The sequence below is a fragment of the Geodermatophilus sp. FMUSA9-8 genome (assembly GCF_037034165.1).
Classification (GTDB): domain Bacteria; phylum Actinomycetota; class Actinomycetes; order Mycobacteriales; family Geodermatophilaceae; genus Geodermatophilus; species Geodermatophilus nigrescens.
On sequence record NZ_JBAGKE010000001.1, the window covers coordinates 217,818 to 235,507 of the forward strand.

Consider the following 17,690-nt stretch of genomic DNA (forward strand, 5'->3'; position numbering starts at 1 on the left):
CCGCCCGGGGTGGCGCGTCCTCAGGCGCGGAGGGCGCCGGTGCGGGCGTCCACCTCGGCGTACGGCGTGGCCGGCGGGGCGGGCTCGCCGTCGCGCAGGCGCCGGGCCCCCGCGACGGCGGCGTCGAGCGCCGCGCGGAACAGCAGCGAGCCGGTGCTCACCCGGCGCACCCCCAGCTCGGCCAGCCGGGGCAGCGGGTGGCCGGCCCCGGCGAGCACGGTGAGCGGCACGGGCAGCTCCGCGGCGAGGACGGCGATCTCGGCTGCGGTGAGCCGGCCGGGCACGAAGACCCCGTCGGCGCCCGCGGCCACGTAGCGCCGCGCCCGCGCCAGCGTGGTCGCCAGGTCGGCGCGCTCCCCCAGCCAGTACGTGTCCACCCGGGCGTTGACGAACAGCCCGGGCGCCGCGGCCGCGACGGCGGCGACCCTGTCCGCGTGCCGCCCGGGGTCGGCCAGGCGCCCGCCGGTCGAGTCCTCCAGGTTCACCCCGGCGGCGGGCAGCGCGGCGGCGAGGGCGGCCACCTCCGCCGGGTCGTCGGAGTACCCGTCCTCGAGGTCGACGGTGACCGGGACCGGCAGCCCGGCCAGCCGCCCGGCGAGCCCGACGGTCGCGGCGCGGGCCGCCCGCGTGGCGTCGGGGAGCCCGGCGGCGGCCGCGACGCCGAGGCTCGTCGTGCCGACCGCGGGGTGCCCGTCGGCCACGAGTGCGAGCGCCGAGGCGACGTCCCAGGCGTTGGGCAGCAGCAGCGGCGCGGGGCCGGCGTGCAGGGCGCGGAACGCGGCGCGGCCGTGCGGGTCGGCGGTCACGGGAGCACCGCCGGCCACTCTGCCGGCCACTCCGCTGACCACGCCGCCGGCCACCCCTCCCGCCACGCCGCCGACCACGCCTCGGCCAGCGCCCGGCCCGGGCAGGAGTGCGGGCCCCGGCCGAACGGCGCGTCGGTCAGGTCCACCTCCACCTCGGCGCCGTCCGGCGCGACCCGCCGGGTGGTCGGCACCGGGGGCCCCGTCCTCCCCTCCCGGCGCTGCCGGGCCAGCGCGGAGAGGCCGGCGTGCGCCTGCACGAGCAGGCACAGCCGGGCGGCCGTGGCGTCGGTGCGCCCGCCGCAGGCCGCGACGAGCCGCTCCAGCGCGGCGTCGGCCCCGGCGGACTGCGGCGCGTGCGGCTGGTAGGCGGCGGCCACTCGGGCGACGTCACCCGCCCGCTCGGCCGGGAGGCCGAGCCCCTCGAGCAGCACCACCACCGGATCGACAACAAGGTTGGGGATAACGGTCATCGTGGCGAGCAGGTCGTCGAGCACGGCTCGCCGGCGGGTGTGCTCGGGCCCGTCGCAGAAGCGCGGCACCCGCGAGCGCAGCCAGGCCAGTCCGGACGCGGCGGGCGGCGCGGCCGGGACGCGGTAGCGGAGGTCCTCGAGGACGGCGGGGGTCACCACAGGGGTCAGCACGGGGCGAGCCTGGCCGCGCCGGTGTTCGGCGGGGACCGAACCGTCGGTGCGCGAGGATGGCCGCGTGCCGGTGTCCGCCGCCTCCCTCGCCCGCTTCGCCGGGCTGCTCGCCGACCGCAGCCGGGCGGCGATGTGCCTGGCCCTGCTCGACGGCCGGGCCTGGACGGCGGGCGAGCTGGCCCGGCACGCCGGCGTCGCCCGGTCCACCGCCAGCGAGCACCTCACCGTCCTCGTGGGCGCGGGCGTGCTCACCGAGCGCCGGCAGGGGCGGGCCCGCTACGTCGAGCTGGCCGGCCCGGAGGTGGCCGCGGCCCTGGAGGACCTGGGGGCGCTGGCCGGCGAGCGGGAGCGCCCGACGTCGCTGCGGACCGTCCGGGCCGACGCCCGCCTGGCCGAGGCGCGCACCTGCTACGACCACCTCGCCGGGCGCCTCGGCGTCGCGGTCCTCGGGTCGCTGGCCTCACGGGGCTGCTGGACACCACCGCCGGCCTGGCGGTCACCCCGGCCGGGCGGCGCTGGTTCGCCGAGGTCTGCGGCGCCGCGCCGTCGGGGAGCCGCCCGCCCGTGCGGGCCTGCCTCGACTGGACCGAGCGGCGCCCCCACCTCGGTGGCGCCCTCGGCGCGGCGCTGCTGCGCACGGCCCTCGAGGAGCGGTGGGTGACGCCGGTGCCGAGCCTCCCCCGCGCGCTGGCCGTGACGCCGGCGGGCGTGCTCGCGCTGACCGGCCCGGCCGCCGTCGCAGGCTGACCGGGCGCGCGACCGAGACGCGCCGGGTCCCGTCGACGGCGGCGCTCCCCCGGCCCTAGCGTCGGCCGCCTCCTCCGGAGGGAGCCGCCATGCGGGGCTACCGGGCCGACCGCGCCTTCGACGGCGAGCGCGTGCTGCGCGACGGCGCGCTGGTGCTGGTCGACGACGGCCGCATCGTGGCCGTGCAGCCCGCGTCGGCGGCCGCGCCCGACGGCGTGCCGGTCACCGCGCTGCCCGGGACGACGCTGCTGCCCGGCCTGGTGGACACCCACGTGCACCTGTGCGGCGACAGCGGCCCGCGCGCGCTCGACCGGCTGCCGGAGCTCTCCCCGGCCGAGGTCGACGCCACCGTGGCCGACTCCCTGCGGCGGCACCTCGCCGCCGGGGTGACGGCGGTGCGCGACCTGGGCGACGTCGGCTGGGCGGTGGTGGAGCGGGCGCCGGACGACGGGCCGACCGTGGTGGCCTCGGGGCCGCCGCTCACCTCGGTGGGCGGGCAGGTGCGCCGGCATGGGCGGGCAGGTGCGGGGCGCCGGGCCGCTGCGGGACGCGGTGCGCGAGCGGGCCGGGCGGGGCGCCGGGGTGGTCAAGCTGATGGCCAGCGGCGGGGCGATGACGCCGGGCACCGACATGGCCGCCTGCCAGTTCACCGCCGCCGAGGTGCGCGCCGTCGTCGAGGAGGCGCACCGGCTGGGCCTCCCGGTGACCGCGCACGCGCACGCCCTGCCCGCCGTCCGGCAGGTGCTGGCCGCCGGCGTCGACGGCATCGAGCACTGCACCTGCCTGACGGCGACCGGCTGGGGCGCCCCGCCGGGGCTGGCCGGGCAGCTGGCCCGGGCGGGCGTCGTCGTCGGCCCCACGCTCGGGCTGGCCGAGGGCGCCGTGCCGCCGCCCCGGGTGCAGGCGCTGATCGACCGCCTCGGCCTGACCGAGCAGGCGCGGGCGGCCGAGGCGGCGCGGCTGCACGCGGCCGGCGTCCGGCTGGTCAGCGGCGTCGACTCCGGCATCGCACCGGGCAAGCCGCACGGGATCGTGGCGCGGGCGGTCGCCGCGCTGGCCGCCGCCGGGGTCCCGGCCGCCGACGCGCTGGCGACGGCGACCGCCGGCGCCGCCCGCGCCTGCGGGCTGGAGCACCGCACCGGGCGGCTCGCGCCGGGGCTGGACGCCGACCTGCTGCTCGTCGACGGCGACCCGGTCCGCGACGTGGCGGCGCTGGCGCGGGTGCGCCTGGTCGTCTCGCGCGGCCGGGAGCCGGTCCCGGCCTGAGCGGTCAGCGGCGGGCGGCGTCCCGGTCGAGCACCAGGCGCTCGAGGTCGGCGAGCCCGACGCCGGCGAGGGTGTCGCGCAGGACCAGGCCGTCGGCCGGGGCCAGGGGCTGCAGCGAGGGCACGCCGAGCACGGCGGCGCCGGCGGCGAGCCCGGCCGCCACCCCGGCCGCGGAGTCCTCGACGACGACGCACGCGGCCGGGTCGACGCCGAGCGCCGCGGTGGCCTGCAGGTAGGGCGCCGGGTCGGGCTTGCGGGCGGGCACCTCGTCGCCGCAGACGGTGAGGTCGAAGGGCGGCACGTCCAGGTCGGCGGAGATCCGGGTGAGGACCAGGTCGGCCAGCGCGCGCGGCGTCGTCGTCACCAGCGCGGTGGGCAGCGCGGCGGCGCGGACCTCGGCGAGCAGCTCGCGGGCCCCCGGCCGCCACGGCACGTCCTCGGCGAGCAGCCCCGCGACGGTCGCCTCGACGTCGGCGGCGTCGGTCTCCCACACGTGCTCGCGGTCGACGCCGAGGTCGGCGTAGAGGATGCCCAGAGCGGTGCGCATGCTGGTGCCCACGGTGGCCTCGCGGGCGGCGGGGCTGAGCCGCCCGCCCAGGCGGCGGGCGAGGTCGAACAGCGCCGCCCCCCAGTGCTGCTCGGTCTCCACGAGCGTGCCGTCCATGTCGAACAGGACTGCAGCAAGGCTATTCGGCATCTGACCTGCGGTTTTCCCTAGTTGGACGGCTCCCGGGTACACAACGGGTACACATCAGGATTGATCTTGGACAGGATGTCGGCCATCGCCGCGCGCGTCGCGAGCTCGTCGTCGGGCTTTAAGTAGGCGTACACGCGGTAGGTGATCTCCGGTCCCGAGTGTCCCAGCCAGCGGGAGACGGCGACGACGGAGACCCCTCGAGAGACGAGGCTCGCGCCGAAGTAGTGGCGCAGGGAATGCGGCGAGACGGTGAACCCGACAGCCCGCTCGATGTCATCGAAGACATGGCCGGCCACGGACTTCGTGAGCGCTCCTCCAGTGCTGCTGCCGAACACGAGACCGTCGGCGCGGGGGTGCCGGCGGATCCGCTCCGCCAGCGCCTGCAGGACGACGTCGTCGGCGGGGACGTCCCGCCGGGACGAGCCGGTCTTGAGCTGCCCGAGCTCACCTCCGGGGCGGCGCTGCTGACGGACCCGCACCGTGCGGCGCAGGAAGTCGACGTCCTCCACCCGCAGCCCACACGCCTCACTGATCCGCAGCCCCAGCCCGACGAGCGCGATGACCAGCGGCCGGTAGTGGTCCGGGGTCGCGGCGAGCACCGCAGCGACATCCTCGTCGGTCAAGTGGACCTCCCGCCGGCGCGGCGCCGGCGGGGCCTTGACGGCCTTCGCGGGATTGGAGGCGAGCAGGCCATCGGCGACGGCGGCGTCGAGGACTTGCCGGACCTGACGCAGCAACTGCCCGACCGTGCCCGGCGCCAGAGTCCGTGACCAGCGCGCCACCGCGGCCGCGACGTTGCTCGGCCGGATGGCACCTACCGGATGGCGTCCCAAGGCCGGGAGGACATGCCGGTCCAGCCGGGACCGCTTGACCAGCCTCGTGGAGTCCGCGGCCAGAAGCGGCGCGTGCGCTTCCCAGTGCTCCTCGGCGAACTCCGCGAAGGTGACCGCGGCCCGTTTGGCGTCGATGTAGCTGCCGGTGAGCTTCGAAGCCTCGACGGTGGCGAGATGGCGCTCCGCGTCGACCTTCCGGTCGAACACCTTCACCACCTGGACACCGGACGGGTCACGGAAGCGGGCGTACCAACGCACCCTGCCGTTACGAGATCGCCGTTCGAGACTCGCCACCTGTCCTCCCGGGGAGCGCGTCCGGTCACCATCCCACCGAGCGCGGACACCTCCGGCACGGCTCGAGGGTTTCTCCGGTCGGGCACCAGTCGAACGGTCGCACGGCTGCAGGGGCGCTGTCCGAGGTCGCCGCGCAGCTGGGCGGCGCTGATGTCACGGACCGCGGGGATCCGTCGGTTGCCTGGCTTCCCAGTCATCGGGCGCGCAGGACGCGCCGGTGCAACCGCACGGTGCCGCTCTCGGCACGCTGATGACGGCGTCGAGCTGGCGCCAGTCCAGCACGACGGTCTCGGCGCGGACCACCCGGCTCAACGGCGCCGTCTGGCTGTTGACGTTGTCCCGCCAGAACTCATCGGTCGGCAGCAGGTTGGCGGAGGGCGTCGTTATGGCTCAACTGAGTCGGGGACCCCTCCGGCCCTGCGCTCGGTAGAGAAGCGGACATGGTGGAGGACTCGCCGTGCGCCGGACTCGGGACGACGGGGCGGCTCAGGGGCGCCCTGTCGGGGTGTCCGCTCGAGGCACACCCAAGCGGTCTCAGCTGGCGGCGAGCAAGGCCTGAGGTGCAACCTGCTTGAGGTGGGTCACGAGCCAGGCGAGTTGGCGGCTGGTCTCGTCCTGGCAGGACCGGGCCACGCCCTGCAGCTCCCGATCACGTGCACCGAGGCCGGCCTGCAGCAGCACCGTCCAAGTGGTGTCGGTCAGGGCGGCGAGCGTGTACAGGTCCTGGAGGTCACGGAGCAGCCCGACGGGACCGGTACGGGCCGCCCCCATGCCGGCGGCGCGGAGCTGGTCGGGTTCGCTGTCGGGCTCGTCCCCGTATCGGGACCGGACCGGCGCCAGGCGCCGGACGTGCTCTTCGCTCCACCCGGCTAGCAGCTCAGCCGTCGCCGGCAGCTCACCCTCGGCGGCGTGCGCCCGCGCGAACTCGCGCAGCCCAGCGGCGAGCACGGACTCCGTGTGCTCAGCGAGACCGACGTAGACCGCGAGGCCCTTCACGACCGGTCCTCGGCGGCCGGCCCGGCCAGGGTCCGGGTCGGCCTGACCGACTCGGCGCCCTGCGCGGGGTCCAGGGGGTAGTGCGGTGTGTCGGCGAGCACCTCGCTGCCCACCGTCGCGGCCGGCCCGCCGGGGGTCGGGGGCACCGGCGGTCCGCCGCGCCGCGACCGCGCCGGGTGGGAGGCGGCCGTCGTGGGGGCGGCGGAGGGGCGGCCGCCGCCGTCCTCGAGCTTGGTGAGGCGCACGGCGGCGGTCTTGAGCACGGGCTGCTTGGAGATGACGTCCCAGAGCGTGAAGGTCAGCTCGTTGGCCGCCCGGGGCGGCACGCCGGACCCGGGCTCGTCGGCGTCGAGGTCCCAGTAGCCGTAGTGGAACGGGGCGAACGCCGTCCCCTCGCGCACGTCGCCCACCCGGGCCCGGACGTCGATGCGCCCCCGTCGGGAGTCCACCCGCACCAGGTCGCCCTCGGCGATCCCCAGGTCCTCGGCGTCGGGCACGGAGATCTCGACCCACGGCTCCGGGGCGGCCTCGCGCAGCTGCCGGGAGCGGGCGGTCTTGGTGCGGGTGTGGAACTGGTAGACCGTGCGTCCCGTCGAGACCAGCAGCGGGAACTCCTCGTCGGGCGGCTCGTGCTGGGGGACGTAGGGCGCGGCGATCAGGAACGCCCGGCCGTCGGGCCGCAGGGCCCGGTGGGCCTGCGGGGTGCGGGCGGCACCGGTCACCGCGTCGTGCCCGTACGTCTCGCAGTAGTCGCTGTGGGTGGCGAAGATCCCGTCGACGTAGAGCCGGTCGGTGCCCTCGGGCGCCTCGACGTTGCACGGCCACGGGATGCCGGTGTCGCTGGCCCGCAGCGTGGCGTAGGACAGCCCGCTGTAGTCCACCGGCCGTCCGCGCGTCGCTTCCGCCCATGCGTCGAAGGCGGCCTCGGGGGTGTCCCACCGCGGGATCGGGCGTCCGGACCGGTCGCGGAAGTCCATCCGGCGGGCGTAGTCGAGGAACATGTCGAGGTCGGGGCGGGCCTCCCCCGGCGGCTCGACCGCCTTCTCCGCCAGGTGCACGGTCCGGTTGACGTTGGTGCTGCACCCGGTCTTCTCCGCCCACCCGGCCGCGGGGAGGACGACGTCGGCGAACCGGGCCGTCTCGGTGAGGTACAGGTCGGACACGACCAGGAAGCAGGAGTCCGCGGCCAACGCCCGCCGGACTCTCGCGGAGTCGGGCATCGACACCGCCGGGTTCGTGGCTTGAATCCAGAGGAAGTTGACGGAGCCCTGCTCGACGTAGCGCATGATCTGCATGGCGTGCGTCGGCGGGGACCAGTGCGGGATGGTGTCGGCGTCGACGTCCCACAGCCGGGCCAGGTCCTCGATGTGGTCGGGGTTGGCCCAGTTGCGGAAGCCGGGCAGGTCGCCGTCGGCTCCGGTCTCCCCGGGTGTTCTGCGCGGTCGGCTGGCCGTTCATCTGCAGCACCCCGCTGCCCACCTTGCCGATCAGCCCCCGCAGCAGGTGCAGGTTGTGCACCCCGCAGGACGCCGAGGTCGCCTGGTGCGACTGGTAGAAGCCCTGCAGCACGGTCGACAGGACCCGTTCGCTGGTGCCGAAGATGCGCGCTGCCCGGCGGACGTCGTCGGGGTCGACACCGCAGACCTCGCCGGTGCGCTCCGGCGTCCAGGGCTGCACGGCGGCCCACAGCTCGTCGCGGCCGATCGTGTGCCCGGCCACCCACTCCTCGTCGATCCAGCCGTTGACGAACAGCTCCCGGGTCAGGCCGTTGAGCACCGCCTGGTTCGTGCCCGGGCGGACGGCGAGGTGGACACCCCCGGTGCGCTCCGCCTCGTCGGCCACCGGGGTCTGCCGCGGGTCGACGCACACGACCACCGGCGGGTCCTCACCGCGGGTGCGGTCGAGGACCCGCATCCACAGCACCGTCTGCGTCTCGGACATGTTGTGCCCGAACAGGAAGATCGCGTCGGCGTGCTCGATGTCGGTGTAGGACCCGGGCTGCCCGTCGCTGCCGAAGCTCTCCTTGAAGGCCGCTCCGCTGGTCGCCGTGCACAGGCGGGTGTTGCCGTCCATGTGCGGGGTGCCGATGCCGGCCTTGCCGATCACACCGAGCGTGTAGTACTCCTCCAGCGTCAGCTGACCGCTGGTGTAGAAGGCGTGAGACAGGGGTCCCCGTTCGCGCAGCAGCCGCGAGGACTCGGCCACGACCCGCCCCATCGCGGTGTCCCAGTCGGTCTCCACCAGCTGACCGCCCTCGCGCACGAGTGGGCGGCGCAGCCGGTCGGGGTCGTCCTGCCAGGTCCAGTGCCCGAACAGGCCCTTGGGGCCCAGCCGGCCGTGGTTGACCACGTCGGTGGCCCGGCCCCGGATCCCGACCAGCCGGCCGTCGGTCACCCCCAGGTCGCAGCCGCAGCCGTTGCTGCACAGGGTGCAGGAGGATCGCACCCAGCGCTCGACGTCCTCCTCGCGGATCCCGTCCCGCAGGGCGATGTCGACCCGTGCGGGCCACACCGTCCCCCGGCCGTGGGGCGTTCGCGGCCCCCAAATGTCGGCGATGCGGTCGACCTCGTCCACGGATCCTCCAGGGCTGCTGCCGAGCGGTCCGGCCCGGCACCCGTGGCCGCGGCGTCTCCTCGGACCGGTCCGGAGCCACGTCGTCGGCCCCGGCCGCCGGGACCTACCCCCTCACCGGCCCCCGTACGCCGGCATCCCGCCTCGTCGGCGGGTAGCCGGGCTCACGCCGGGTAGCGGATCCCCGGGTCACGTCGTCCCGACCGCCAGCGTGTCGACGGCGAGGTCTCGGCGGAACGCCAGTCCCCTCGCGGGTGCGGTACCGCGTACGACGCGCTCATCGATCCCTCTGGAGACGACACCATGCCCCAGCCCGACGCTGTCACTGACGATCTGCGCGCGGTCCTCGGCGAGGACGACACCCTGACCGCCCGGCTCGAGCGCTCGCTCACCATGGCCGGCGAGCGCGCCCGGTCCGACCTCCACCCGACGTTGTACGCGGCGCTGGAATGGCCCGAGGACCTCGCCGGGTACGAGGCGTACCTGGCGCGCTTCCTCCGGTGGATCCCGCAGCAGTCCGGCGACGAAGCCTGGCGCCAGCACGCGCCGGAGGAGTCCGGCTCCCGGAAGGTCAGCGACCGACTGTCGCACTTCTTCTGGCTCGTCGACCAGCCGGTGGACGACGACGGGACGGCGATCGGCGAGAGCTCCGACCGCTTCCGCGACTGGCTCACCGGGTTCGCGCGGCAGTGGGGCAGCTTCCTGGACACCCCGGAGTCCTTCAGCGCGGAGATCCTGCAGACCTTCATCGATCACGCCCCGGAGTACACAGTCGAGGAGTCGCTCGTCGACAGGGCGCCCAACACCCCCAGCGGCTGGCTGACGTTCAACCAGTTCTTCGCCCGCGAGCTCAACGCCGGCTACGGCCGATCACCGAGCCGGGCAGCAACCGGGTGGTCACCTCCCCCGCCGACTGCATGTACCGGCACACGTTCGACATCGACGACGACTCGCGGGTCCCCGGGATCAGGATTAAGAAGACCCACGAGTATGCGGCCATCAGCCGGCTGCTGGAGGGCAGCGAGCACGCCGACGCCTTCGCTGGCGGCACGTTCGTGCACTTCATGCTGCCGCCGTCGTCCTACCACCGCTACCACGTGCCCGTGTCCGGGACGGTGCGGGAGTCGTTCCTCGTCAGCGGGAAGGCCTATATGCAGGTCGAGCTGGAGGGTGGACAGCTGGAGTCCAAGGACAGCGCGCAGACCGGCTACGAGTTCACCCAGGAACGCGGGGTTGTCGTCCTCGACACCGCGGGGTCCGACGGCCCGGACATCGGCCTGGTGGCCGTCGTGCCGGTCGGCATGTCGCACGTCGACTCGGTCACACTGACCACCGTCGTCGGCACGCACGTGGCCAAGGGCGACGAGTTCGGTTTCTTTCAGTTCGGCGGCTCGGACATCGTCATCCTGTTCCAACGGCGCGCCGGGGCCCGGATCGACACCAGCGAGGGACTCCGCAAGGTGGGCAGACCCGTGGCCACCTGCCATCCGCGGGGCGCGGGACCTGACCAGGTGCGGAGGCAGGCCGGCGTGGGCGGGTCGCACACGGTGACGGTGATGTGAGGCGGCCGCCGGGGTCACACCGGCTGGTACCGGAGCGGCCGACGGCCCGCCGGGCGGGCAGGTCCCGGACGGCGGTCCTGCACGCGCTGGTCGGTTGCGCCTTCGCGATGGTCGTCGCCGGGGGGATCGCGCTGCTCACCGGTCAGCCGTGGTTGTTCCCCAGCCTAGGCCCCACGGCGGTGTTGCAGACCGAGCAGCCGACAGCGGAGAGCTCCAGCCCCCGCAACACGGTGATCGGGCACGCCGTGGCGCTGGCCGCTGGGTACCTGGCGCTGCTGGCGTTCGGGTTGACCACCGCGGGACCGGCGCTCAGCACCGGTGTGGACCTGCCCCGGGTCGGGGCCGCAGCCGTGTCGCTGGGGCTCACCGCCGGGGTGCTGGCACTCCTCGACCGGCCACACCCTCCGGCCGGGGCAACCACCCTGATCGTCAGCCTCGGGCTGCTGAACACCCCGACGTCACTGGGGATCGCCCTGGCGTCGGTTTGCGTGGTGACGGCCTCGTGCTGGCTCTACAACCGGGCGTCCGGAGCGCCGATGTCGCTCTGGTGGTCACTCCCGGGTGGCGCGCGGAGGAGTCAGCCCCGCTCGTCCTCCGCAGTGGCCCGGCACCGCGAGGACGGCCTCCCGCCCCCGGCATCGGTGACCTGGCGGCGGCCGCGCAGACGTCACTGACCGTTCCACGCGTCCGCTGCGGACCGGATGCGGCGAACGGCTGCCGAATGCACAGGAGGGCCTGGAGCGTCCGGGGCTCCCGGTCCTCCGTCATCCGCTCAGCGCGGTGACCACGGTCAGCAGGGCGGCATAGAGGGTGAGCCCGGTGAGGAACCAGCCGAAGCTCGACCTGCGGGAGGACGGGAGCTCCTCCTTGAACACGTTGAGCAGGATGGAACCGCCCAGCAGTGCCGTCAGCAGCGCCACCACGAGCGCGCTGGACGGAGCGAAGACAGCGGCGACCGCCCAGCCCAGGAGCAGAGCGATGGCCAGTGCCATCCGGCCTCGGGCGGTGAAGCGGGTCGGATAGTGCTCCTCCAGGCCCCGGTCGGTCAGCACGAAGTGCAGGCCCATCGCGACGGTGAACAAGAGGGCGAAGGCGATACCGGTACGCAGCCGGAGCGCCATGGTGTACGTAATGAGGGCGTTGTAGACCATGAACGACGCCACGTGCAGCAGGTAGACGCCGCGGCCGGGCTCACTGCCGGACCGACGGTCGTCCTCGTGGAGGACGCTGCTGGCGCCCGAGGTGGCCGGACCGCCGTGTCTCACCGCCCGGCGGACAGCGGGGGCAGGGGCGCGCTGGTGCTGACGGTCGGCGAGACGTTCGAGCCCGTAGAAGACCGTGAAGCCCACCAGGGCCACCAAGAAGATGCCGAGGTCCATCAGCGGGGTGGGCCGCAGGACGGCGGACAGCGCCTCCCCGATCGACTCGTTGCCTTCGGCGATCTCGGGCAGCAGGTGGAGGAAGACGTAGGCGACGGCGAGACCGCCGGCGAAGGACCCTGTCGCGCGTTCGGGCACCAACGGAAGCTTCCGGATCCGGGGCGCGGCCAGGTGCAGCGCAGCCAGCAACACGGCAATGACGAGGGCGCCGATGACGCTCTGCCCGGTGCTCAACTCGGTGTCCACGGATCTCCGTCCTCGACCGCGACGGCCGCTGCATGCGGCTACCCGGTCAGCGCGCGGATGACGCCCGGCCCCGCAGGTACATCGGTCGGGATCGGGCACGGCGACGTCAACAGCCGGTTTGGGCCGGTTCGGCTGCGGACCACCGGGTCGCGCACGGCTGGGTCGAGCAGTGGCCCTGGGACCGGACGTGTCATCACACGGTCCCGCCTCCGCTCCCCGCAGGAGTCTCCATGGATGTGTTCGACACGCCCACGCCCGAGTTGCAGACGATGCCACTCGGGCTCTACGACCTGGTCTTCTACTCGATCGTCGCGGCCGGGTTCGCGCTGTTCGCCTACTTCGTCTACTCCTGGAACAGCAAGAGCGAGGTCGGCGTGCGCTACCGCCCCGCCGTGCTCGCCGGGCTGTGCATCGCCGGCGTGGCCTCGCTGTCCTACCTAGTGCTGGCCATCAAGTGGGACACCGGCTACGACCTCGTCGGCGGGGTGTACGAGCCCAACGCCGAGGCCCGCGCCACCCTCTACCCCCGGTACATCGACTGGACGGTCACCGTCCCGCTGCTGACCGCCGAACTGCTCGCCGTCTGCTCGCTGGCCGGCGCCAAGGCCCGCAGCCTGCGGTTCTCCACCATGACCGCGGCGTTCCTGATGATCCTCACCGGCTTCCTGGGCTCCCAGGTGCTCGCCCAGGGCCGCGACGTCACCGCACTCGTCGTGTGGGGCCTGATCAGCACCGCTTTCTACGCCTACCTGTACGTCGCGCTGATCGGCGCCGTCCGGTCCTCGACGTCGTCCATGTCCGTCGAGGCCGGGCGGAGCCTGCGCAACGCCACCCTCGTGCTGCTCGGCACCTTCGGCGTGTACCCGCTGGTCTACGCCGTCCCGGTGTTCGTCGACGTCACCCCCGCCTGGCTCGCGGGCATGCAGGTGTCCTACTCCGCCGCCGACGTGCTGGCGAAGGTCGGCTTCGGCGTGCTGATCCACAAGGTGGCCAAGCTGCGCACCGCCGAGGACGTCGCCGCCGGCGTGGACACCCACCCCGAGTCGGTGTGGGTGTCCAGCGTCCACCAGAGCGAGGCCGTCATGCCCAGCTCCCAAACCGAGGTCCGCAGCACCGAGTTCACCGGCAACACCGTCGACGCCGCCCCCGTCTTCGCCGACCACCCGCGCCGCCCGCACGAGCACCACGAGACCGAGCACCTGCGCGAGCGCGAGCACGGGCACTCCGACCACGCCCGGGCCGACGGCGTCCGCCACGGCGCCACCCGGACGGCGACCGACCGGAGCTGACCGTGGCCCTGCTCTCCTCGTGTCGTCGTGCGACATCTATGAGTTCGTGGACGGGAGCATCACCGCGATCACGTCCTATGCCGTCGAACTGCCAACCGAGCCGACGTGACCTCGAAGGGTCCGCCCCGCCACTCGACGCTGAGGGCCGCTCCGCGCCACCCGCGAGTCTCGAGGCAGGACCGCTCGCGCCGAACTACGCGGTCGCGAAGGACCGTGGCGCCAGAGCGGCCTCGCCGGCGGTCACCGGAGTAGGTCCAGCGCGGCGGAGTACTTCTGGCGGAGGCGGGCCCGTGTCGGCTCGTCGAGCTGGTGCATGCGGTCGGGGTCCGTGTTGGACGCGATGTCGGCCAGCTTCACCTGCAGGGCGAGCGGATCGACGCGGACACGGCCGTAGTAGTCGATCCGGCCTTCGAAGGGCCGGTGGGTCAAGGCGTCGACGGCGCTGACCACCGCGGTCGAGAAGCGCAGCTGGCGCAGGTCGGCGAGGGACACGGAGGTGTCCTCGACGATGTCGTGCAGGTAGGCGATGGTCTGCAGGACGGGGTCGCTGCCGACCCTGCGGGCGACGTCGGCAACATGGGTCTTGAAGTAGTCGTGGCCGGCCTTGTCGACCTGGCCGAAGTGGGCGTGCACGGCGAGCTCGCGGGCGCGCAGCATCATGGCCTCCTCGGATCGCATGCAGTCACTTCCCGCTCTCCTGAGCTCGGCGTGAGGATGTGACCGTCCACGGTCGCCCTGCACTAGGGCAGTGTCCAGGGGCTGGGCGCCCGGAAGCCGACGTGCGAAGCCGGGACGTCCGACATGGGACGGGACCGTCTACACGCTCTGCAGCGATGTCCAGTTGCCGGCTGCTCTCGACACACGACTTGGTTCTCTCGACCTTCGACGCCCCTGATGGCAGCGCGGCCGTCGCGCGTGGGCGTTCACTCCCCCACCCGAGGCGGCGGGAGCTGCGCCGTATCTCGTTCACGGTGGACCGCGCCGACGCGGAGCACTGTATTTGCGTGGCCAGCTGGTTCACCCGACCAGCTCTGACAGGGACCGGGTCCGCCTGACCGGATCAGCGGTGGCACGGGCGCCTGGTAGGCGCGGCGCCGTCTAGGCACGGTGACCAGATTCCTACATCCCGCGCCGGACCTCCGGCATGCACCGGTTGGTGATGACACAAGCTTCTGAGCTGGTTCGTTGCAGTTGTCTGATGTAGGTCGCCACGAACTACGACACGGCTTGTTGTGCACCGGATGTGCACTAGATCTGCACTGGAGCCCCATGGACCGTCAAAGCGGACCGGATGGCGTCGGCGATTTCGGACAAGGCGGGCTCGGCGTCGTCGTAGGTGGCCGGGTCGCCCAGGAGGCCGTGGAGGTGGCCGTCCCAGCGGCGGGTCCGCACGGGCACGCCCGCGGCGGCCAGCGCCGCGGCGTAGGCCTCCCCCTCGTCGCGCAGCACGTCAAACTCGACGGTGAGCACGTACGCCGGCGGCAGCCCCGCCAGGGACGCCGCCCGCATCGGGGACGCGTCCGGGGACGCCGGATCGCCATCGGGCCCCAGGTAGTAGTCCCAGTAGGCCAGCCCGTCGGCGTTCAGCAGGCCAGAGCCCTCGCCGCACTCGGTGTGGCTGGCGTACGCGCGCTCGCGGTAGGCGACAGCGTCCACCGGCGGATAGACCAGCACCTGCGCCGCCGGCGGCGGTGTCCCCGCGTCCCGCAGCCACCGGACGAGCACCGCGGCGTTGTTGCCACCGGCACTGTCCCCGGCCACCACCACCCTGCCCTCGCTGCCCGGCGCCAGCGCCGCGGTCCGCCCGAGCACCCAGCGGTAGACGGCCTGGGCGTCCTCGACCGCGGCCGGGCAGCGGTGCTCCGGAGCCCGCCGGTAGCCGACCGACACCACCGTCGCCGGGACGCGGTTGGCCAGCCTCCGGGTCAGCCCGTCGTAGCTGTCCAGCGTGCCGGTGACGTGTCCGCCGCCGTGCAGGTACACGACAACTCCGCCCGGGGGTTCGACCGGCCGGTGGATGCGCACCGGCACCGGCCCGGCCACGCCGGGCACGGTCGTCTCGGTGACCTCGGCGACGGCCTCGATGGCCTCGACGGCGCTCGCCGGCCGGTCGGCCGCCGCACGCGCCTCGGCCACTGTCAGCTCGTGGTCAGGCCGGACTCCGTCGCGGCGCTGTCGGTCGAGGACGGCGGCGGCTTGCGGATGCAACGGCATGGTCCCCGACCTACCCCGCTCTCGTTCCGACGCACCCACTGCGGCGATTGCGGCTGCGGCCTCGGGGCGGTGCAGCAGTGCTCGCCGCCTCCGCTGGAGGACGGCCCTCTCGACCGCTGCTGCACGCTCGTGCACCTCGTCGCCGACGATGCCACCGCATCGGTCCTGCGGACCGCGGTCTGGCCGTACCTCACTGCCGGCTGCTGTGCCGCGACGCACCCCCTCGGCCCGGCTGCGGGCCCCGGTCCACGTGACGTAGGTCGGCGGTCGACGTACCGAACTGCAGGCGTCCGGCGGGGCGGTAGGACTGGATCCAGACACCACGGGCCGTCACATGAGATCCGACGAGTTCGAGCACCCGGGTGGGGCCGCTGTAGGGGAACAGGCGCACGCCCTGGCCGACGATGACGGGGAAGACGACGAGGTCCACCGGTCGACGAGGTCGTGAGCGAGCAGCCACCGGATCAGGGCGCCGCTGCCGGGGACCAGCACCTGGCTCCCGGGCCGCGCCTTGAGCTCAGTGACGGCCGCCACCAGATCGCCGGCGAGGACGGTGGTGTTCGTCCACGTCGTCGCGGTGAGTGTCGCGGAAGCCACGTACTTCGGCCGCTCGTGCAGCGATCGCGCCACCTCGTTGATGCCCGGATCCGCCACCGCTCCCCAGGATGCGGCGAAGATCTCGAAGGTGCGGCGACCGAACAGGAATGCGTCAGCGCCCTGGTAGCTCCCGGTCAGGTACGCGCCCGTCTCGGCGTCGAACAGCGGCGTGGTCCACCCACCGCGCTCCAACCCCCCGCGGCGGTCCTCGTCAGGCGCCCCGATCCCCTGCATGACGCCATCGACGGAGACGAACGTCGTGGTGGTCAGCTCCATGGCATGGCTTCCTTCTCGTCATCCCACTCGAGATGGTGACCGATCGGGCCGCACCGACTCATCGCCGACGGGGAGACGAGTCGGCGCCGAACCGACCCAGCGGCCCGAGCGGTTTACCGGATCCGGCTCGTGGTCAGGAAGCCGGTCGACGCTGGAAGCGCATGTCCATCCACGGCAGCAGGCGCCGCCCACCTCGCGTTCCCAGCGGGTCGTCATGAGGTCAGGGCCCGCGGTCGGTCGCAACCAGCTGCGGACGCCGTCGCCCTGCAGGAGCAACGGCCCTCGTCGTGGACCGACAGGGACATGCGGCCGGGGTCGTCGCCGGTGTCGAAGGCGTGCATCTGCCAGCCGCCGGTCGCCTCGTCCCGACCGCCGATGAGCTTGAGGGCCTGGGTGCGCTCGTCGCCCATCAGCACGTCGACCTCGTGCACGATCCATCGCCCGCCGGGCAGCCAGCGGTAGGTGTCGGTGCGGCGATGATGGCCGTCTCGGTGCCGTGCTCGTCGAGGACGATCCCCGAGGTCCGCCACTGCCCGATGAGCGGGCGCAGGGGCGCCATGCGCTCGCCGTCCAGGTTGCTCACCTCGGTGGTCAGCGGGCGGCGTAGCGCTGCAGGGTGATGCCGCTGACGAACGCTCGCGAGTCGGTCAGTCGCAGCCGCGGGATCTCGTGGCCGTCGGGGAACAGCCGGCGTCCGCGGCCCTGCACCGCCGGGTGGGCGAAGAAGCGGAACGTTGTGAGCGTGCGGGATCGTTGTTGGCCACTCTGGAAAGTCGCGGTTGACCAGGACTCTCCTTGACGGACGTAGTTGGTCGACAGCGGAAAGAATCAGAAGTCTTGTTGACTGGCTGTTGACTGACGCCCACGCGGTCGGGCGTGGCGTCCGCTGTCTCACCGGTCGGCGTCGGCCCGCCGGGGTCAGTCCGTGGTCGGCTGGTACTCCTCGGCGTTGATGCCACTGGAGGTGAACTGCAGACCGGCGATCGTCGGATATTGCGTTTGGCTGAGCAGGAGGCAGATTGCGGCCGGCGCCCCGAGGGTTACCTGTGCCGGTTCCTTCGGCGGGGTGTGGCCCACCGTGCCGTCGTCGTCGAAACGGACATACCAGGCGGGCTCGACCGGCAACGCCCACGCCGTGGTGGCGGCGGCGGTGAGGGCGGCTTCGTCGACGACGTCGACGGTGTACTCGATCGTCACCCGGTAGCTCGTCACGCGCGGAGTCTGGCAGCCCAAATGGGCCCAGTCCGACTGCCGCCGCCGGCACGTGAGCAACCAT

The 17,690-nt window shown here is 73.7% G+C and carries 19 protein-coding genes and 2 pseudogenes; 6 read left to right on the forward strand and 15 right to left on the reverse strand.

The genetic code is table 11. From position 1 onward, the window contains the following. Window positions 1-20: 20 nt before the first annotated feature. Together WA616_RS01035 and WA616_RS01040 are read right to left on the reverse strand one after the other, a co-directional pair. The gene (locus tag WA616_RS01035; RefSeq protein WP_336026495.1) at window positions 21-806 is read right to left on the reverse strand and encodes an isocitrate lyase/PEP mutase family protein; all 786 of its coding nucleotides are present in this window, start codon (window positions 804-806) and stop codon (window positions 21-23) included. Beyond that, a complete protein-coding gene (locus tag WA616_RS01040; RefSeq protein ID WP_336026497.1) occupies window positions 803-1,447 on the reverse strand; it encodes a hypothetical protein in 645 nt (214 codons plus the stop codon). Before WA616_RS01040 ends, WA616_RS01035 begins: the two co-directional genes overlap by 4 nt. 64 nt (window positions 1,448-1,511) lie before the next feature. Between WA616_RS01040 and WA616_RS01045 the strand changes: the two genes are divergently transcribed. Then, window positions 1,512-2,108 (forward strand): ArsR/SmtB family transcription factor, encoded by a 597-nt coding sequence (locus WA616_RS01045; protein WP_336026500.1) that lies wholly within the window; start codon window positions 1,512-1,514, stop codon window positions 2,106-2,108. Between the two features lie 183 nt (window positions 2,109-2,291). Here WA616_RS01045 and WA616_RS01050 read toward each other — a convergent pair whose 3' ends face one another. Next, window positions 2,292-2,462, reverse strand: a complete 171-nt coding sequence (locus WA616_RS01050) for a hypothetical protein (RefSeq protein ID WP_336026502.1) — start codon at window positions 2,460-2,462, stop codon at window positions 2,292-2,294. A 4-nt stretch (window positions 2,463-2,466) separates the two neighbouring features. Between WA616_RS01050 and WA616_RS24405 the strand changes: the two are divergent. Together WA616_RS24405 and WA616_RS01055 are read left to right on the forward strand one after the other, a co-directional pair. Continuing rightward, window positions 2,467-2,619 (forward strand): annotated as a pseudogene (locus tag WA616_RS24405) (hypothetical protein); the annotation flags it as partial. 85 nt (window positions 2,620-2,704) lie between these two features. Beyond that, entirely contained in the window at window positions 2,705-3,460 is a 756-nt protein-coding gene (locus WA616_RS01055; RefSeq protein ID WP_336026504.1) for an amidohydrolase family protein, read from the forward strand. Between the two features lie 4 nt (window positions 3,461-3,464). Here WA616_RS01055 and WA616_RS01060 read toward each other — a convergent pair whose 3' ends face one another. The 6 genes and pseudogenes from WA616_RS01060 to WA616_RS01080 form a co-directional block, all read right to left on the reverse strand. Further along, window positions 3,465-4,157 (reverse strand): HAD family hydrolase, encoded by a 693-nt coding sequence (locus tag WA616_RS01060; RefSeq protein WP_336026506.1) that lies wholly within the window; start codon window positions 4,155-4,157, stop codon window positions 3,465-3,467. Window positions 4,158-4,174: 17 nt separating this feature from the next. After that, window positions 4,175-5,284, reverse strand: coding sequence for a tyrosine-type recombinase/integrase (locus tag WA616_RS01065; RefSeq protein ID WP_336026508.1), 1,110 nt, complete (start codon window positions 5,282-5,284; stop codon window positions 4,175-4,177). Between the two features lie 534 nt (window positions 5,285-5,818). Then, window positions 5,819-6,280, reverse strand: a complete 462-nt coding sequence (locus WA616_RS01070) for a hypothetical protein (RefSeq protein ID WP_336026510.1) — start codon at window positions 6,278-6,280, stop codon at window positions 5,819-5,821. After that, window positions 6,277-7,683, reverse strand: a complete 1,407-nt coding sequence (locus WA616_RS01075) for a molybdopterin oxidoreductase family protein (protein ID WP_336027564.1) — start codon at window positions 7,681-7,683, stop codon at window positions 6,277-6,279. Before WA616_RS01075 ends, WA616_RS01070 begins: the two co-directional genes overlap by 4 nt. A 49-nt stretch (window positions 7,684-7,732) precedes the next feature. Continuing rightward, window positions 7,733-8,854: pseudogene (locus tag WA616_RS24410) on the reverse strand (molybdopterin-dependent oxidoreductase); the annotation flags it as partial. Window positions 8,855-9,040: 186 nt separating this feature from the next. Beyond that, window positions 9,041-9,607 carry a hypothetical protein gene (locus tag WA616_RS01080; protein ID WP_336027584.1) on the reverse strand — a complete coding sequence of 189 codons (567 nt, stop codon included), beginning with the start codon at window positions 9,605-9,607 and terminating at the stop codon, window positions 9,041-9,043. On the opposite strand from WA616_RS01080, the gene WA616_RS01085 reads away from it, so the two are divergent. Both WA616_RS01085 and WA616_RS01090 read left to right on the forward strand, forming a co-directional pair. Next, complete coding sequence (locus WA616_RS01085; RefSeq protein ID WP_336026512.1) at window positions 9,541-10,413, forward strand: phosphatidylserine decarboxylase; 873 nt, start codon at window positions 9,541-9,543, stop codon at window positions 10,411-10,413. The genes WA616_RS01080 and WA616_RS01085 overlap by 67 nt on opposite strands. Next, window positions 10,410-11,087 (forward strand): HPP family protein, encoded by a 678-nt coding sequence (locus WA616_RS01090; RefSeq protein ID WP_442901959.1) that lies wholly within the window; start codon window positions 10,410-10,412, stop codon window positions 11,085-11,087. The genes WA616_RS01085 and WA616_RS01090 overlap by 4 nt, the downstream gene beginning before the upstream one ends. Before the next feature lie 90 nt (window positions 11,088-11,177). Here WA616_RS01090 and WA616_RS01095 read toward each other — a convergent pair whose 3' ends face one another. Continuing rightward, on the reverse strand, window positions 11,178-12,038 hold the full coding sequence (locus WA616_RS01095) for a hypothetical protein (RefSeq protein ID WP_336026515.1): 861 nt from the start codon (window positions 12,036-12,038) through the stop codon (window positions 11,178-11,180). A gap of 230 nt (window positions 12,039-12,268) precedes the next feature. Here WA616_RS01095 and WA616_RS01100 point away from each other — a divergent pair, with 230 nt between their 5' ends. After that, a complete protein-coding gene (locus tag WA616_RS01100; RefSeq protein WP_336026517.1) occupies window positions 12,269-13,327 on the forward strand; it encodes a bacteriorhodopsin in 1,059 nt (352 codons plus the stop codon). Window positions 13,328-13,567: 240 nt separating this feature from the next. Here WA616_RS01100 and WA616_RS01105 read toward each other — a convergent pair whose 3' ends face one another. The 5 genes from WA616_RS01105 to WA616_RS01125 all read right to left on the reverse strand — a co-directional run bounded on the left by WA616_RS01105 (window position 13,568) and on the right by WA616_RS01125 (window position 17,626). After that, window positions 13,568-14,005 (reverse strand): hypothetical protein, encoded by a 438-nt coding sequence (locus tag WA616_RS01105; RefSeq protein WP_336026520.1) that lies wholly within the window; start codon window positions 14,003-14,005, stop codon window positions 13,568-13,570. A gap of 570 nt (window positions 14,006-14,575) precedes the next feature. Continuing rightward, window positions 14,576-15,463 (reverse strand): alpha/beta hydrolase, encoded by an 888-nt coding sequence (locus WA616_RS01110; RefSeq protein WP_336026521.1) that lies wholly within the window; start codon window positions 15,461-15,463, stop codon window positions 14,576-14,578. A gap of 408 nt (window positions 15,464-15,871) precedes the next feature. Continuing rightward, the gene (locus WA616_RS01115; RefSeq protein ID WP_336026523.1) at window positions 15,872-16,414 is read right to left on the reverse strand and encodes a dihydrofolate reductase family protein; all 543 of its coding nucleotides are present in this window, start codon (window positions 16,412-16,414) and stop codon (window positions 15,872-15,874) included. Window positions 16,415-16,626: 212 nt separating this feature from the next. Next, window positions 16,627-16,845 carry a hypothetical protein gene (locus tag WA616_RS01120; protein WP_336026525.1) on the reverse strand — a complete coding sequence of 73 codons (219 nt, stop codon included), beginning with the start codon at window positions 16,843-16,845 and terminating at the stop codon, window positions 16,627-16,629. Window positions 16,846-17,332: 487 nt separating this feature from the next. Beyond that, window positions 17,333-17,626, reverse strand: coding sequence for a hypothetical protein (locus WA616_RS01125; RefSeq protein ID WP_336026527.1), 294 nt, complete (start codon window positions 17,624-17,626; stop codon window positions 17,333-17,335). Window positions 17,627-17,690: the final 64 nt, after the last annotated feature.